Source organism: Streptomyces sp. JN8 (genome assembly GCF_055808075.1).
The window spans coordinates 454437-470774 of the sequence record NZ_CM147852.1 but is presented as its reverse complement, the minus strand read 5'-3'; the positions used below and the strand labels follow the sequence as shown (position 1 = coordinate 470774).

Below are 16338 nucleotides of genomic sequence, written 5' to 3'. Positions count from 1 at the left end.
GCCCGGCGCCCGCCGCGCGCACGGACGGCCCGACGCCCGCCGCGCGCACGGACTGCCCGACGCCCGTCCGCACCGGGCAGCCCGGCGCCCGCCACCGCGCAACGCCCCGCGCCGAAAGGGCGGTCGGCGTCCGGGCGATGGGTGCGGCCCGTCGTCCGGACGGCCGGCGAGGCCTTCGCCGACCGCCGTACGCATGGCAGCCGTCCGGAACGCTAGGCCGCGCTGACCGCGTCCGGTCCGCTGCGGGCGATGATCGCCGCCGTGTCCACGCCCGCGGGCAGCGTGCCGAACGCGAGGCCGCGGTCGCCGTCGAGCCGCGACGCGCAGAACGCGTCCGCCACCGCGGGGTCGCCGTGCCGTACGAGCAGCGAGCCCTGCAGCACCAGGGCCAGCCGCTCGACGAGGCGGCGCGCCCCCCAGGCGGCGGCGTCCGGGTCGCCGAGCCCCGCGAGGTCCTTGCGGAGGCCGGTGACGGCCGCGTCGAGCCGCCGGTCCGCGCCCGCTGCCCGGTCGACCTCCGCGAAGAAGGCCTCCACCGCCTGGGGCTGACGGGCCATCGCCCGCAGCACGTCGAGCGCGGCGACGTTGCCCGAGCCCTCCCAGATCGACGGCAGCGGCGACTCCCGGTAGAGCCTCGGCAGACCGGAGTCCTCCACGTACCCGTTGCCGCCCAGGCATTCGAGGGCCTCCGCCGCGTGGGCGGGCGCCCGCTTGCACACCCAGTACTTGGTGACCGCGAGTCCGAGTCGCCGCAGCTGCTCCTCCTCCGTGTCGCCGCGCGTGGCCCGGTCGACCGCGCCGGCCAGCCGCAGCGCCGCGAGGGTGGCGGCCTCCGCCTCCACCGCGAGGTCGGCCAGGACGTTGCGCATCAGGGGCTGGTCGACGAGCCGTGCGCCGAAGGCCTCGCGGTGCGTGGCGTGGTGCACGGCCTGGACCAGGCCCAGGCGCATCCCGGACGCCGAGCTGATGGCGCAGTCGAGGCGGGTCATGTTGACCATCCGGATGATGGTGGCCACCCCGCGTCCCTCCTCGCCGACGAGCCGGCCGAGGGCGCCCTCGTACTCGATCTCTGAGGAGGCGTTGGAGCGGTTGCCCAGCTTGTCCTTGAGCCGCTGGAGCCGGATCGCGTTGCGGCTGCCGTCCGGCAGGACGCGCGGCACCAGGAAGCAGGAGAGTCCGCCCGGCGCCTGGGCCAGGGTGAGGAAGACGTCGGACATCGGCGCCGAGGTGAACCACTTGTGGCCGGTCAGCGCGTACAGACCGGGCTCGTCCGTCGGTACGGCACGGGTCGTGTTGGCCCGGACGTCCGAGCCGCCCTGCTTCTCGGTCATCGACATCCCGGCGATGATCCCGCGCTTCTCCGTCGGCACCCGGAGGCCGAAGTCGTACGAGGAGGAGGTCAGGAGCGGCTCGTACACCTCGGCGAGGTCGGGCTGGGCGCGGAGCGCGGGCACCGCCGCGTACGTCATGGAGATCGGGCACAGGTGCCCGGCGTCGGCCTGGCCCCACACGAACAGCTTGGCCGCGCGGGCGACGTGCGCGCCCGGCCGGTCGTCGCGCCAGGGCGCGCCGTGCAGCCCGTGGCGGACGGCCACGTCCATCAGCTCGTGCCAGTGCGGGTGGAACTCGACCTCGTCGATCCGGTGGCCGAACCGGTCGTGCGTGTGGAGCACGGGGGAGTGGCGCTCGGCGAGCCGCCCCCACTCCTGGGCCTGCTCGCCGCCCGCGCGTGCGCCGAGCTCGTGGACCTCCGCCTCGGCCCAGGCCGCACCCTCCCGGCGCAGGGACTCCAGGAGCGCGGGGTCGGCGGAGACGTCGTAGCCGGTCAGGGGCGGTACCTGGTTGGTGACCTCATGCGTGGTCGGCATCGGGAACTCCCAGAGCTCGCAGGGTGAAGGTGACGAGGGCGGGTACGGCACCGGGCCCGACGGACCCCTCCGCCAGCGGGCCGACGAGCGCCTCGGCGCCCGCCCCGACCAGGGCCGAGGCCGTCAGGAACGGGTCCTGGGGCGGCAGCTCGCCCGAGCGCACGCCCTCCTCGACGCGCGCGGCGAACACGTCGCGGAACGCGCGCCGGAAGACCAGGCGTTCGGCGTCCACGGCCGGGTCGACGGGCTCGGCGAGCAGGGCGTAGGCGAGGCGAGGCGACTTGAGGGCACGCAGGGCGAAGGTCTCGATGACGGCGACCACCCGCTCGGCGGCCGAGCCGTGCGCGGGGTGGGCGGCCGCCTCGGAGACGGCCGCGACCTCCCGGCTCACCACGGTCCGGAAGAGCTCCACGGAGAGGTCGGCCTTGCTGGGGAAGTGGCGGTACACGCTGCCGGTGGCGATGCCGGCGCGGGCGGCGACGGCCGCCACCGTGCATCCCGCGTAGCCCTGCTCGGAGAGCAGGGCCCGGGCCGCGTCGACGACGGAGGCGCGCTGGGCGTCGAGTCGGGCCTGGACGGCGGGGGTGCGTCGGTAGGGCATGGAAGGAGTGAAGCAGTGATTCATTGCTTCATCAAGGGGTCCGCGCCGGTGGGATGGGGACGACGGGAGGCCCCCACCCGGTGGGGTGGGGGCCTGTGGTCGCGGGGAGGCCGCGCCGTCGCGGTGGCCGCTCGGCGTCAGCCGGTGAAGACCTCGGTCAGGGACCAGATCGCGAGCCCGGCCATGCAGACGCCGCCGATCCGCTGCACGGTCTTGAGCGGTACGCGCTTCGCGATGAAGCGGCCGGCGACGAGGGCGAGGGCGGAGACGCTCATCAGGGCGGCCAGGGAGCCGATCGCGGTCGACCAGGTGCCGTTCGTGGCGGCGAGGTTGGCCGTGGTGATCTGGGTGAGGTCGCCCCACTCGCTGATGAACACGGCCATGAAGGCCGTCGAGAAGACGGGCAGGAAGCCGGTGACGGTCTTGCCGCCCTCGTCGGCCTCGTCGTCGTCGCCCCCGCCGCGCAGCAGCATGAACGCGCCGAAGCCGAAGAGCAGGGCGGAGACGAGCTTCACGGACCAGCCGGGGAGCAGCCCGAGCAGGCTGCCGGCTCCGACCGCGATGGCGACGTGCGCGAGGAAGGCGGTGGAGGTGCCGATCCAGACGTAGAGGGGACGCATCCGCGTGCCCATGGCGAGGGACGCGAACATCGTCTTGTCGGGAAGCTCGGCGAGGAAGATCAGCCCGAAGGCGGTGAGGATCGCCAAGGGGTCGAGGTGCATACCGGGGCTCTCTGCTCGGTCCGGGCCCGTGGACCCGGCGCGGCGCCTCGGTGGGCGACGGGAGGACCACTCGGCCCGGCATGACGGACCACGCCCACGGAGACGCGGACGCGGTTGATGCCTGGCCGAAGGTCTCGCCCGCCCGCGTCGAACGCGGACCCGGTCACCGGGAACCCGAGGGCTCCAGTATGTCGACGACCGATTCGCAGGGCTACTCCCCTTCGCTGTGCCCCAGTGTAGCGGACCGGGGCGCGAGAGTGAGTAGACAGTGTCTACTCGATCTTGGTAGACAGTGTCCATGAACGAGGGAAGCGAAGGAACGGAAGAGGACCGTCGGGAGCCCGCGAGGGCGACCGGAGGCGGCGACGGCCCCGTCGAGCCCGCAGACGGGCTGCGTGAACGGCTCGTCCGCACCGGCGTCGAGCTGGTGAACGCCGAGGGCGCCCAGGCCCTGTCGCTGCGCGAGATCGCCCGCAGGGCGGGCGTCTCCCACGGCGCACCCCGCCGCCACTTCCCCACCCATCTCGAACTGCTGTCGGCCATCGCCCGCCAGGGCTTCACCGAACTGGCCGACCGCGTCGCGGCCCACGACCGGGAGGACGCCGGGCCGCGCGAACGGATCGCGCTCCTGGCACGCGTCTACCTCGACTACGCCGACACCCGGCGCGGCATGTACGAGCTGATGTTCCGGCACGACCTGCTGGAGAGCGGCCGCCTCGGGCTGCGGGAGACCAGCCTGCCGCTCTTCGCCCGCCTCACCGGGCTCGTCGCCCGCGTCCGCCCCGACGCGGCCGACCCCGCCGTCCTCGCCGGCGCCCTCTGGGCCAACCTGCACGGCATCGCCCAGCTCTGGCACTGGGGAAGCCTCCGGCTCGCCACCGGCGGCGACGACCCCGCCCCGCTCCTCACCGCCGCCCTCGACGCCCACCTCGGACCCGCCGGGGAGGCCCGGTGACCCCGCGCCGCGGCCCGGTCCTGGCGTGCAGCGTCGTCGGCGCGGCGGTCGTCGCCCTCGACGGCACCGTCCTCACCATCGCCCAGCCCGCCCTCCAGCGCGATCTGCACGCCGACATCGGCCAGGTGCAGTGGACCAGCACGGGATACCTCGTCGCCGTCGCGAGCCTCCTCGTCCTCGCCGGACGGCTCGGCGACCGCTTCGGCCACCGCCGGGTCTTCGCCCTCGGCGCCCTCGGCTTCGCCGCCGCCTCCACCGGCATCGCCCTCGCCCCCGGCATCGGCACCGTGATCGCGCTGCGGGTGCTCCAGGGCGTCTGCGGAGCGCTCCTCCAACCCGCCACGCTCGGCATGCTCCGGACCGCCTATCCACCGGACCGGCTCGGCACCCCCATCGCCGTGCGCACCGCCGCCATCGGCCTCGCCGCGGCCGCCGGACCGCTCGTCGGCGGCGCACTGGTCCACGCGTACGGCTGGCGCGCCGTGTTCCTCCTCGGCGTGCCCCCGACCCTGGCCATCGGCCTGCTCGCCCTCACCACCCGGGACCGCGCCGTGCCCCCGCCGGACCTCCCCCCGCGGCCCTCCGCCCCCACGGGCCGCCTGTCCGCGCTCGACCCCGCCGGCGCCCTGCTGCTCGCCGCCGCGCTCGGCCTCCTCGTCCACGGACTCGTCGGCACCGCCCGCCCCGGCGGCGCCCCCGCGGGCCTCCTCGCCGTCGCCGGAGCCGTCCTCACCGGGCTCGCCCTGGCACGCCACGAGCGCCGGGCCGAGCGCCCCCTGCTGCCCCCGGAGCTGCTCCGGAGCGTCCCGGTCCTGGCCGGTCTCGCCGTCCTGCTCGTCGCCTCGGCCGCCCTCTTCGGCGCGCTCTTCGTGGCGACGTACTTCCTCCAGGACGTGCAGGGGCTCGACCCCCTCGGGTCCGCGCTGCGCATGCTCCCGCTCGCCGCCCTGATGGTGCTCGGCGCACCGCTCTGCCCGCCGCTCCAGCGCCGCTTCGGCCCCCGCCGCACGGCGACCGCGGGCGCCGCCCTGCTCACCCTCGGGGTGCTCCTGCTCTCGCGGCTCGACACGACGGCCGGACCGGCACCCGTCGCGGCGAGCGCCGCCCTGCTCGGCGCCGGGTTCGTCACCCTGATGGTGACCGCGACCTCGGTCGTCGTGCACCGGGCCCCCGAGGCCCACGCCGGAGTCGCCGGCGGCCTCCAGCAGACCGTGATGAACGTCGGCCCCGCCCTCGGCGTCGCCGTGGCGACCCTGCTCCTCGCCCTCGTCCCGGACGGCGGGTTCGTACCGGCCCGCGGGGCCGCCCTTCCGGCCCTGGTGCTGATCGCCGCCCTCGCGCTCCCCGCGGCGCTCGCGCTGCCCCGCGACGGCGGACGGCGGACACGCCCGGAGCCGCCGGCAGCCCGATCCGACGGCCGAGCCTGCGTACGATCATGAGATGCCAGCAGGTCAGCGGGGCCGCCCCGGTGCTCCGGCGCGCGCCCAGTTCAACCTCGGCCGCGCGCTCCCCTTCCTGGTCCTCGTCCTGACGTTCGCCGTCGATCTCGTCACCCCGGACCGGGAGCGCTTCGACCGGCTCCTGGTCGCGGCCCCCGCGCTCGCCGCCGTCACCTGGAGCGTGCGCGGGACCGTCGCCATCGGGCTGCTCGCCGTCGTCGCACGGGTGCTGCTCGGCGCCATCCGGGGCGACTTCGCCGCAGTGCCCGAACTCGTCGCCAACCTGACCGTCATCGCCGGCGTCACCGCGGCCGCCGCCTGGGTCAGCCGGGTCCGCACCCGCTACGAGCGGGACATGCGTGAACTCACCGCCGTCGCCGAGGTCGTCCAGCGCGTCGTGCTGCGACCGCTCCCTGCCCGCCTCGGCCGCTTCGACCTCCGCCTGCTGTACGTGGCCGCCGCGGCCAAGGCCAGGATCGGCGGCGACTTCTACGAGGCCGTGCGCGTCCCCGGCGCCGTGCGCATCATGCTCGGCGACGTCCAGGGCAAGGGTCTGGGCGCCGTCGAGACCGCCTCCGTGCTGCTCGGCTCCTTCCGCGCCGCCGTCGACGACGCCTCCGGCCTGCCCGCCCTCGCCGACCGGCTGGAGGAGGGCCTCGCCCGGTACGGCGCCCGGGACCCCGACTCCGACGCCGCCGAACGCTTCGCCACCGTCGTCCTCGTGGAACTCCCCGACGACGAGGACGTCGCCCGGCTGCTCAGCTGCGGCCACCCGCCCCCGCTGCTCCAGCACGGCGGCGAGGTCGCGGCCGTGCGGTTCGCCGACCCCTCGCTGCCGGTGAACCTCGCGGGCCTCGCCGCGTCCCACCACCGCGTCGAGGAGGTGCCGTTCGGCCCGGGGGACCGGCTGCTCCTCTACACCGACGGCGTCAGCGAGACCCGCGACCGGACCGGCACCTTCTATCCGCTGGAAGTCCGCCTGCGCGGCTGGGCACGGGAACCGGTCGACAAGGTGCCCGACCTCCTCCACAAGGACCTCACCGCGTACGGAGCCGACGGCCTCGACGACGACGTCGCGGCCGTGGTCGTGGCGTATCCGCCCGTGCCCCGCTGACCCGACCGCCCCCAGCGCACCCAAACATCGAGTACGGGGCGGCTTGTGTCGTTCCCGCCCGGTTGCGCGACACGTGCGCCGTTCATGCGCTCTGGCCCGTTCCCCACCGCATGCGTGAGGCTCGTGACCGTCCGCCCGGCGGACCGCCACGACACCGGCCCAGCGAGAGGAACGGGTGCCCGTGCCCCAGGAGAACGCCTTCACCACCGGCTCGTCCGAACACTTCCCCGGCTTCCCGCACGTCACGGCGGCCCTGACCGCGGCCGAGACCTCCGCGATCACCGCACGCGGCCTCTGGGCCGCGAACGGCACGGTGGACCCCGGCGCCGTCCGGCTCGGCCAGACCCTCGCCCACGCGCTCCTGGGCGGGCCCGACGGCACCGGCACCGCCACGGAGCTGCTCCCCGCCGAACTCGCCGCGGCCGTCGAGGAGGTCCGCGGGCTGGCGCAGCCGGCCTACCACCGCGTCGAGGGCGCCGCGGCGACCGACGGATCCGCGGAGAGCGTACGGCTGTCCGCGTTCAGCCTCCGGCAGCTCGGCCCCGGACCGCACCCGCTGGTCGTCGTGCCCGCAGGCTGGACCCCCTTCGGCTGGTCCCTGTTCCTCTGGTCGTACCTCGACCTGGCCCGCAGGGGCTACCACGTCCTCGCCTACACCCCGCGCGGCCTCGGCATCCCCGGACTCCCCACCACCTCCGGCGGCCTCGTCGACGTCGCGGGCCCCCACGACTGGGCCGACGGCTCCGCGGTCGTCGACTTCGCCGTCGACCGCTTCGCCCCCAGCGTCATCGGCTTCATGGGAGAGTCGTACGGCTCCGGGATCAGCCAGCTCGTCGCCGCCCACGACGACCGGGTCGCCGCCGTCGTCGCCCTCAGCACCTGGGGCAACCTCGCGACCAGCCTCTACGACCACGACACCCGCCACCTCGCGGCGGTGAAGGCCCTCCTCGCGCTCACCGGCGGACCGGTCGAGACCAAGTTCGACGCGGCCAACCGGGCGATCCTCGCCGACTTCCAGGCCGACCGGAACCTGGACGCCGTCGTCGAGTGGGGTCTCAGGCGCGCCCCCGAGTCCTACCTCGCCCTCACCAACGAGAAGGGCACGCCCACCTTCTTCTCCCACACCTGGCACGAGAGCCTGTTCGCGGTCAACCAGACCCTGGTGACCTTCAACGGCCTGGAGGTGCCCAAGCGGCTCAACCTGTGGATCGGCGACCACGCCGCACCCGAGGGCCCCGCGCTCATCGGACCGCCCGCCGTCCCGGGAGAGACCGACCTCCCCATGGCCGAGGCCTACGCCTGGCTCGACCACCACCTGAAGGGCGAACGCAACGGCGTCGAGGACTGGCCCCAGGTGTGCCACCAGGTCATGTTCTCCTACGTGACGGAACCCGTCCTCGACCCGGAGACCGGCGAACCCACCGGGGAGAACCGGATCGTCGTGCCCGCCCGCCGCGAGACCAGCGCCTCCTGGAGCGAGGTGACCGGCGGGACCGAGGTGTTCGGCCTCACCGGCGACGGCGCGGGCGGCACCGACGGACGCCTCGTCCCGGCGGGCGGGCCCGGGGCGGCGGAGACCGGCTGGCGGCGGGCCTTCCTCGCGGGCGTGGACACCGAGGCCACCGCCATGGACGCCCTCATGAGGACCGGTCAGGCCGAGTGGCGGGGCAACCCCAAGATCTACGCCACCCACAAGATCGACCGCCGCCACGCCGTCGCGTGGACGACGGAGCCCCTCGTCCCGCGCGACGGCACCGGGGCCGTCGGCCGCCGGATCCGGGGCATCCCCCGGCTCCGTCTCACGGTCCGCTCCACAGCCGTCTCCGCGAGCCTCTACGCCCACCTCCTGGACGTCGCCGCGGACGGCACGGCCCGGATCATCAGCCACGAACCCCTCAACGTGTACGGCCTGACACCCGACCAGGACACCACCGTCGCCTGGACGCTCCAGGCGGCCGCGTACGACCTCCCCGCCGGGAACCGGCTGATGCTGGTCGTCGACAGCAAGGACCCGCTCTACGGGGACGCCTCCGTCACCTGGACGCAGACCGTCATCGGCTCCCCCGCGCAGGAGCCGTCCTTCCTGGAACTGCCCCTGGGCTGAACCGGGCCCCGGCACGGAACGGGCCCGGCCGAGGTCGGGAGGGCGGGCCCGCCGCTCCCCGCGCGGGCCGGCCCCTCCCGCCGTCACACCGCCGGGGCGAGCCCCAGGTGCTCCCGCAGCGTCGTGCCCGTGTAGGCGGACCGGTACACGCCCCGCTCCTGGAGCTCGGGCACGAGCAGTTCGACGATGTCGTCGAGACCGTCCGGCACCAGGTAGGGCGAGACGTTGAAGCCGTCGACAGCCCCGTGCCGGACGAACCGGGCGAACTTCTCGGCGAGTCCGGCCGGCGTCCCGGCGTGACCGCGCTGCGGGCCGAGCTCGATGACGGTCTCGCGCAGCGTCCAGCCGTTGGCCTCGGCCTTCGCGCGCCACACCGCCACCACCGCCCGGGGGTCCTCCACCCAGCGGGTCCCGAACGTACCGGTGTCGCGGACGACCACCAGCTCCTCGGCGGGCAGCGGTCCGTCGGCGTCCCGCTCCGACAGGTCGACGCCCCAGAGCCGGCTCGCGATGCCGAGCGCCACCGCCGGGGTGACCTGCTCACCGCGGACCCAGCGCTGTTTCTCCTCGGCCTCCTTCTCGGTGGCCCCGATGACGATCTCCGTACCCGGCAGGATCCTCAGCGCGTCCTCGGCCCGGCCCGCCGCCCGCAGCCGCCTGCGGACGTCCTCCGCGAAGGCCAGCGCCTCGCCGAAGTCCGTGCCGTGCGCCGAGAACACCACGTCCGCCTGCCGGGCGGCGAAGTCCCGGCCCTCGCCCGAGTCGCCCGCCTGGAAGATCACCGGATGACCCTGCGCACTCCGCGGCAATGTCGGCACCAGGTCGACGTCGACGTGCGCGCCCTGCGACCGGACGCGCCCCACCGTGCCGGGCACCGACCAGGACCGCGCGTCGACGGATCCGGCGACCGCGCCGTCGGACCAGCCGTTCCACACGGCGCGTGCCGCCGAGAGGAACTCCTCGGCGCGCCGGTAGCGGTCGGCGTGCTCCAGGAAGCCGCCGCGCCGGAAGTTCTCTCCGGTCCAGGCGTTGTGCGTGGTCACCACGTTCCAGCCGGCCCGGCCGCCGGACAGCAGGTCGAGACCGGAGAGCCGCCGGGCCAGGTCGCCCGGCTCGTTGTACGTGGTGTTGGAGGTGGAGACGAGCCCGATCCGCTCGGTGGCGGCGGCGAGGGCCGACAACTGGGTGATCGAGTCCGGGCGGCCGGCCACGTCGAGCTCGTGGACACCGCCGCCCGACTCGCGCAGCCGCAGGCCGTCCCCGAGGAAGAAGGCGTCGAAGAGCCCGCGTTCGGCGGTCCGCGCGACCCGGAGGAAGGAGGCCGGGTCGATCTGCGAGCCGCTCGACGGATCGGACCAGATCGTCCAGTGGTTGACGCCCTGGAAGAACACCCCGAAGTGCAGCTGCGCGTCAGGACGGGGGACGTCGGCGGGATCGGTGCGGGTCATCGGGTCTCCTCCCGTACGGGCGCGGCGGCGGCGCCGTCGGTGGTCGCGAAGCGGCTGAGGGGCCGGGGGAGGCCCAGGGAGGAGCGCAGGGTGGTGCCGGGCAGCGGACGGGCCGCCGCCCGCCGGACGAACAGCTCGGGCAGCACGAGCCGGGACAGCACGGCGAGGTCCTCGTCGATCACGAGCGGGTGCAGCCGCACCCCGTCGACGCGTCCGCCCAACGCGAGGAGCAGGGAGACCAGCCCGTCGGCGGGACCGGTGTACCGCAGCCGGTCCGGCCGTGCGGTCCACGGGGCGTGCCGCTCCAGGTCCGCGATCCGTTCCCCGGCCGTCTCGCGCGGAGTGTCCAGGGCCACCTCGATCTCGGCGAAGGCGAGCGGCGACACGCCCCTCCCCGCCGCCGCCGCGGCCACCTCGGCGGCGCTGCCGCCGCCGACCAGGGCCACGTCGACCAGCTCGTCCGGTACGAGCCCCGGGCGGGCGAGGACCACCGGCCGCCCCTGCGGCGGGCGCGGCACGATCGACGGCCCCCGCACCGAGTACGTCTCACCGGTGAAGTCGACGGCGTGGAGCCGCGACCGGTCGAGATAGCGGCTGGTCGCCACCGAGCGGATGACCGCGTCGTCCTCCCAGGAGTCCCACAGGTCCCGTACGACGCGGAGCCCGTCCCGCGCCTCGCGGGCCCTGGCCTCCGCCCCCTCGACCGGGGGCCGCCCCCAGGCGCGGGCCGCGGCGGGATCCTCCTCGACCCCCAGCACCCAGCCGGCCCGGCCGGTCGAGACGTGGTCCAGCGAGGCGAGCTGCGAGGAGACGTGGAACGGCTCGGCGTAGGTGGTCGCCAGGACCGGCGCCACGCCGAGGACGCTCGTCGAAGCGGCCACGAACGCGGCACGCTCCACCGCGCCGATCCGCCCCGCGGGGCCGGCCCCGGAGGCCGGCGGCAGGATCGAGTCGTCCAGGGTGACCAGGGTGAACCCGGCGTTCTCTGCGACGGCCGCGACCCGGGCGAGCCGACGGGGGGTCAGCAGCTCGCCGGGGGAGTGCGCGGCACGGCGCCACGCGGCCGGATGGGCGCCGTCGCCGTCGATCTCGACGGCCAGGCGCAGGGCGGGGCGGGGCATGGGAAGTCCTTCCGGGAACGCGGGGCACGCCGCGGGATCCGTGGACGCGCGCGGGCGCGACCGCGCGGGGCCGGGCGGCGTGAGGGCGGCGGTGGCGCGGACCCGGGGGAGCGGGTCAGGCGCGGGCGGAAGGACAGATGGCCGAGGAGGTGCGGCAGAGGTCGACGTGCCGTCGGCAGACGAGCCGTGCGCTCATCCGGCGGCCGGGACGGGGGCGGAAGGGTGCCGCGCTCGCTCCGCGCACATCCGCCTCCCCGCAGGTCCGGGCCGAGATCCCGTCCGGGTTCGGGACGGCGACGGCTCAGCTTAGGCAGGACGGCTTCCTGACTGTCAAGGGCGGTCCGGGAGTTGGGCGGCGGCGAGCCCGACGTATCAGCCCCCGGTCTGACGGGACATGGGCCTCCGGCAGGACGCGCCGACGCGGTCGGATCTCCTACCGTGCCCTCATGATCCGATTCACCAGGGCAGCCGTCGCCGCCCTCCTCGTCTGCTCCGTCGCCTTACCCGCAGGTGTCGCCACCGCCGCCACCACCGACGCCCCGCCGCCGGCGGCGACCGCGCGACCGGCCAAGCCCGCCGTCCTGCCCGCACCCACCGGACCGCACGCCGTCGGAAGCACCGTCCTGCCGCTCGTCGACCGCTCCCGGACCGACCCGTGGGTCCCGTCCGCCGACGGGCGGGCGCTCATGGTGACCCTCCACTACCCGGCCGCACGCGACACGGGCGGCCGCCCCGCGCCGTACGCCACCCGCGAGGAGGCGCGGCTGCTCGCCGAGCAGCTCGGGCCCGGTGTCTCCGGCGACCTGCTCGCCCGCACCCGCACGCACAGCAGGACCGACGCGCGGCCCGCCCCGGGCCGCCGGCCCCTGGTCCTGCTCTCCCCGGGCTTCAGCGTCTCCCGCTGGACCCTCACCCACCTCGCGGAGGACCTCGCCTCCCGCGGCTACGTCGTCGCCTCCGTCGACCACGCCTACGAGTCGTACGGGATCAGCCTGCCCGGCGGCCGCACGCTCACCTGCGTCGCCTGCACCGCTCTCGACGAGGGCGGTGTGCCCGCGTCCGTGGTCACCTCGACGCGCGCCGCCGACATGCGGTACGTCCTGGACCGGCTCACCGGTCCCCGTCCCGCCTGGAAGCACGCCGGGCTGATCGACGGCCGTCGCACCGGCATGGCCGGCCACTCGATCGGCGGGGCGAGCGCGGCCACCACGATGGCGGCCGACCCGCGCGTCGACGCCGGGATCAACATGGACGGCGCGTTCTGGGAGGACCTCCCGGCCGAAGGGCTGCGGGGCCGGCCGTTCATGATGCTCGGCACCCATGACGCCATGCACCTGCCGGGGGGCACGGACACCAGCTGGGACCGGACGTGGGGCGCCCTCGACGGGTGGAAGCGCTGGATCACCGTGGCGGGCTCCGAGCACTTCACCTTCTCCGACGGCCCGGTCATCTCGCGGCACTTCGGCCTGCCGCTGCCCGAGCTGCCCACCGACCGCGCCGTCGCCGTCACCCGGGCGTACGTCGCGGCCTTCTTCGACCAGCACCTGCGGGGACTCCCGCGCCCGCTGCTCGACGGTCCGTCGCCGGCGAACCCGGAGGTCCACTTCCAGCACCGCTGACCCCTCCCGGGCCCGCGTCCCTCAGACGCGGTACGCGGTGTGCGCCGCCGCCCAGTCGGCAAGGGCCCGCGCGCACTCGGCGACCGATTCACGCCAGGTGCGCGCGGCGCCGTCGCCGGCCTCGTCGCTGACGTGCTTCACGATGCGCAGTGGCACCCCGGCCAGCTCCGCGGCCGCCGCCAGCGCGTAGCCCTCCATGTCGACCAGCGGTGCCTGCTCCGCGAGCCGGGCCCGGGCGGCCTCGTCCGAGATGAACGCGTCCCCGGTGGCCAGGACCACGTCCCCGCCGTCCGGGAGCGCCAGCGGAGCGCCGTACGTCTCGCCGGTCAGCGTGGCCAGGAGCTGTCCGTCGAGGTCGTGCTGCACGACCGTGCCGACGACGTGCGTCCCGGTCCAGCCCGGGCGGAGCGCTCCCGCCGTCCCCAGGTTCACGATCCCCGACGGCCGAGGGCCCCGGCCGAGGACGGTCGCGAGGGCCGTCGCCGCGTTCACCTTGCCCATGCCGGTCAGCAGCACCGGCAGCGAGGTGTCCAGGAACTGCGCCTCCTCCTTGACGGCGAGGACGAGCAGCGGGCGGCCGGCGGTGATCTCTCCCAAGAGTTCCATGGGGGTCACGCTAGTTCGCGGGCCCGCCCGGCGTACAACCGAGGCCCGACCGGGGGACGGCCGGCCGTCATCCGAGGGACTGGCCGCGCTCCGCGAGCACCTCGGCGAGCACGCGCAGCGCCTTCGGGCCCACGCCGTGCAGGGCGGCCAGCTCCGCTGCGGGGACCCCGGCGAGCTGGTCGAGCCGTGTGTAGCCGGCCGCGGCCAGCGCACGCGTGGCGGGGGCGCCGATCGCGCGGGGGAGCTCCGTCTCGGGACGGTCGGATCCGGTGGGTGCCATGGACCGATCGTGCCACGCGGGAGCGCACGGCGGGCCTGACTCCGGCCGCGCCACGCCCGCGCGTGGGAGGTCCCGCGGACCCCGCCGGTGTGCGCCCGCCCGCGCGTGGGAGGCCCCGCGGACGCCGCCGGTGTGCGGCGGCCCCCGCGAGGGCGGGCCTCACACGGGGAGCAGCCGGCCGATCAGCGCGCCGAGCTGGCGGGCGTTGCGGCAGGGGCGCATCTCGACGAGGTCGGCGTAGGCGGGGGCCGCCGAGTCGCCCGTGCCCCACAGCGAGGGCTGCTCCGGGTTGAGCCAGTGGACCCGCCGCGCCCGGTCGGCGATCCGCCTCAGGGCCGGGAGGTTCGGGTCGGACCCGTTGGTGCGGGCGTCCCCGAGGACGAAGACCACGGTGCGCGGGCCGAGTGCGTCGGCGTACCGGTCGGCGAACTCGCCCAGGGCCGTCCCGTAGTCGCTCTGTCCGTGCCACCCGGTCAGCTCGGCCTCGGCGAGGATGCGGTCGCCGAGGCCGGCCGGGTCGGCGGACCCCCGGGCGATCAGGCCGGTCACCTCGTCCACCCGGTTGACGAAGGCGAAGACGCGGACCCGGCTGAACTGGTCGTGCAGGGCCTGCACCAGCAGCATCGTGAACTGCGCGAACCCGGCCACCGAGCCGGACACGTCGCACAGCAGCACCAGTTCAGGCCGACGGGGAGGGCGCCGGCGCAGCACGGGCCGCACCGGCACACCGCCGGTCGACAGCGAGCGCCGCAGCGTCCGCCGCAGGTCGATCTCCCCGCGCGACGCCCGGCGCCTGCGGGCCGCGAGCCGGGTGGCGAGCTTGCGCGCCAGGGGACGCACCGTGCGCCGCAGCTCTTCCAGCTGCGCCCGGCCGGCCAGCAGGAAGTCGACGGTGTCCGCGGTCCCCGCGACCGCGCGCCGCGCGACCCGGTCGCGGCCCTGGCGTTCGGCGACCCGCCGCCGGGCGTCGGTCCGGACCCGTTCGCGGAAGTCCTCGATCCGGCGCCGGATCTCGTCGTCCAGCAGCCGCTCGGTGAACTCGGGTCGAGCTGTCCCGGGCGCGGCGCGGAGCCGCTCCCGAACGCGTGCCAGCAGCGTCTCCGGGCGCAGCCGGCCCAGCGTGCGGTACGAGGACCAGCCGTCCGACTCGGGGCCGGAGCCGAACCCGCCGAAGCCCCCCACGGCCTCCGCGGCGAGCCGGTCGAGAGCGGCGGCGTCGCCGGCGACGAGGGCCTCGGCGAGCCGGTCGCGCAGGGCCGCGAGCTCGGCGGGGGAGTCCTCGTACGCCTCCGCCGCCCGGCCGTGGCCGAGGGGGAAGTACAGGTCGAAGACGCGGTCGAAGACCGGACGCTGCGCCCCGCCGTGGAGCAGGGTCGCGGCGAGCGCCTCCCGGACGCGTTCGCGGTCGGTGAAGCCGACCGCCTGGAGGGCGAGTCCGGCGTCCACGGTCTCGCCGGTGCCGATCCCGAACCCGTGGGCGCGCAGCGCGCCGACGAGACCGGTGAGGCGGGCGGCGGCCGTCGCGGGCGGCGTGCCGGCGGCGGAGGCGCCGTCGAGGAGTCCGGTCACACCGCGTCCAGGTCCAGCTTCGCGGCGGCCCTCACGATGTCCTCATGGTGCTTGAGCAGCACGCCCAGCGTCTCGCGCACCACCCGTTCGTCCAGCCGGTCGGCGCCGAGGGCGAGCAGGGTGCGGGCCCAGTCGATCGTCTCCGAGACGGACGGGACCTTGCGCAGGTCCATCGCCCGCAGCGCCCCGACGACCCGCACCACGGACGCGGCGAGCGCCTCGTCCAGGCCGGGCACCTTGAGCGCCACGATCCGGCGCTCCAGCTCCTCCTCGGGGAAGCCGATGTGCAGGAAGAGGCAGCGGCGGCGCAGGGCCTCGGAGAGCTCGCGACTCGCGTTCGACGTGAGCACGGTGAAGGGGCGCCGGGTCGCCCTGATCGTCCCCAGCTCGGGCACGGTGATCTGGAAGTCGCCGAGGACCTCCAGGAGCAGGCCCTCCACCTCGACGTCGGCCTTGTCCGTCTCGTCGACGAGCAGCACGGTCGGCTCCTCGGAGCGGATCGCGGTGAGCAGCGGCCGGGGGAGCAGGAACTCCTCGCCGAAGATGTCCGTGCGCGTGTCGTCCCAGGACTCGCCCCGGCCGGCCGTGATCCGCAGGAGCTGCTTGGCGTGGTTCCACTCGTACAGCGCGCGGGACTCGTCGACGCCCTCGTAGCACTGGAGTCTCACCAGTCGTGCGCCGGTGACCGCGGTGACCGCCTTGGCGAGCTCCGTCTTGCCGACCCCGGCCGGGCCCTCGACGAGCAGCGGCTTGCCGAGGCGGTCGGCGAGGAAGACGGTCGTGGCGACCGCGGGCGAGGCGAGGTAGCCGGTCGCGGCGAGGCGATCGGCGACATCGTCGACGGAGCTGAAGAAACCGGTCGTCATGGGCTGTCCCCCCGGGGCGCGGAATC

General features: G+C 75.5%; 15 protein-coding genes. 5 read left to right on the top strand and 10 right to left on the bottom strand.

The features are described 5' to 3' along the window. Positions 1-212: 212 nt before the first annotated feature. The 3 genes from ACY0MR_RS02265 to ACY0MR_RS02255 all read right to left on the bottom strand — a co-directional run bounded on the left by ACY0MR_RS02265 (position 213) and on the right by ACY0MR_RS02255 (position 3191). Complete coding sequence (locus ACY0MR_RS02265; RefSeq protein WP_473558692.1) at positions 213-1868, bottom strand: acyl-CoA dehydrogenase family protein; 1656 nt, start codon at positions 1866-1868, stop codon at positions 213-215. Beyond that, positions 1852-2469, bottom strand: coding sequence for a TetR/AcrR family transcriptional regulator (locus ACY0MR_RS02260; RefSeq protein ID WP_473558690.1), 618 nt, complete (start codon positions 2467-2469; stop codon positions 1852-1854). Before ACY0MR_RS02260 ends, ACY0MR_RS02265 begins: the two co-directional genes overlap by 17 nt. A 137-nt stretch (positions 2470-2606) precedes the next feature. After that, positions 2607-3191, bottom strand: a complete 585-nt coding sequence (locus ACY0MR_RS02255) for a TMEM165/GDT1 family protein (protein ID WP_318210284.1) — start codon at positions 3189-3191, stop codon at positions 2607-2609. 298 nt (positions 3192-3489) lie between these two features. On the opposite strand from ACY0MR_RS02255, the gene ACY0MR_RS02250 reads away from it, so the two are divergent. The 4 genes from ACY0MR_RS02250 (at position 3490) to ACY0MR_RS02235 (ending at position 8803) form a co-directional block, all read left to right on the top strand. Continuing rightward, entirely contained in the window at positions 3490-4146 is a 657-nt protein-coding gene (locus ACY0MR_RS02250) for a TetR/AcrR family transcriptional regulator (protein ID WP_473558687.1), read from the top strand. Then, positions 4143-5585, top strand: coding sequence for an MFS transporter (locus tag ACY0MR_RS02245; RefSeq protein ID WP_473558685.1), 1443 nt, complete (start codon positions 4143-4145; stop codon positions 5583-5585). The genes ACY0MR_RS02250 and ACY0MR_RS02245 overlap by 4 nt, the downstream gene beginning before the upstream one ends. A gap of 1 nt (position 5586) precedes the next feature. Further along, entirely contained in the window at positions 5587-6699 is a 1113-nt protein-coding gene (locus ACY0MR_RS02240) for a PP2C family protein-serine/threonine phosphatase (protein WP_473558683.1), read from the top strand. A 181-nt stretch (positions 6700-6880) separates the two neighbouring features. After that, positions 6881-8803 (top strand): CocE/NonD family hydrolase C-terminal non-catalytic domain-containing protein, encoded by a 1923-nt coding sequence (locus ACY0MR_RS02235; protein ID WP_473558681.1) that lies wholly within the window; start codon positions 6881-6883, stop codon positions 8801-8803. An 83-nt stretch (positions 8804-8886) separates the two neighbouring features. On the opposite strand, the gene ACY0MR_RS02230 is transcribed toward ACY0MR_RS02235, so the two are convergent. The 3 genes from ACY0MR_RS02230 to ACY0MR_RS02220 all read right to left on the bottom strand — a co-directional run bounded on the left by ACY0MR_RS02230 (position 8887) and on the right by ACY0MR_RS02220 (position 11568). After that, positions 8887-10251 carry an NtaA/DmoA family FMN-dependent monooxygenase gene (locus ACY0MR_RS02230; RefSeq protein WP_473558680.1) on the bottom strand — a complete coding sequence of 455 codons (1365 nt, stop codon included), beginning with the start codon at positions 10249-10251 and terminating at the stop codon, positions 8887-8889. Next, positions 10248-11372 carry an LLM class flavin-dependent oxidoreductase gene (locus tag ACY0MR_RS02225; protein WP_473558678.1) on the bottom strand — a complete coding sequence of 375 codons (1125 nt, stop codon included), beginning with the start codon at positions 11370-11372 and terminating at the stop codon, positions 10248-10250. The genes ACY0MR_RS02230 and ACY0MR_RS02225 overlap by 4 nt, the downstream gene beginning before the upstream one ends. A 115-nt stretch (positions 11373-11487) precedes the next feature. Further along, on the bottom strand, positions 11488-11568 hold the full coding sequence (locus ACY0MR_RS02220; RefSeq protein ID WP_473561651.1) for a putative leader peptide: 81 nt from the start codon (positions 11566-11568) through the stop codon (positions 11488-11490). Positions 11569-11818: 250 nt separating this feature from the next. On the opposite strand from ACY0MR_RS02220, the gene ACY0MR_RS02215 reads away from it, so the two are divergent. Then, complete coding sequence (locus tag ACY0MR_RS02215; protein WP_473558677.1) at positions 11819-12991, top strand: alpha/beta hydrolase family protein; 1173 nt, start codon at positions 11819-11821, stop codon at positions 12989-12991. Positions 12992-13012: 21 nt separating this feature from the next. Here the strand turns inward: ACY0MR_RS02215 and ACY0MR_RS02210 are convergent, their stop codons facing one another. The 4 genes from ACY0MR_RS02210 to ACY0MR_RS02195 form a co-directional block, all read right to left on the bottom strand. Beyond that, entirely contained in the window at positions 13013-13597 is a 585-nt protein-coding gene (locus tag ACY0MR_RS02210) for a nucleosidase (protein WP_392864500.1), read from the bottom strand. Between the two features lie 67 nt (positions 13598-13664). After that, the gene (locus ACY0MR_RS02205) at positions 13665-13877 is read right to left on the bottom strand and encodes a DNA-binding protein (RefSeq protein WP_451060434.1); all 213 of its coding nucleotides are present in this window, start codon (positions 13875-13877) and stop codon (positions 13665-13667) included. A 159-nt stretch (positions 13878-14036) separates the two neighbouring features. Beyond that, positions 14037-15446 (bottom strand): VWA domain-containing protein, encoded by a 1410-nt coding sequence (locus ACY0MR_RS02200; RefSeq protein ID WP_392864499.1) that lies wholly within the window; start codon positions 15444-15446, stop codon positions 14037-14039. Next, the gene (locus ACY0MR_RS02195) at positions 15443-16312 is read right to left on the bottom strand and encodes an AAA family ATPase (protein WP_473558674.1); all 870 of its coding nucleotides are present in this window, start codon (positions 16310-16312) and stop codon (positions 15443-15445) included. The genes ACY0MR_RS02200 and ACY0MR_RS02195 overlap by 4 nt, the downstream gene beginning before the upstream one ends. Positions 16313-16338: the final 26 nt, after the last annotated feature.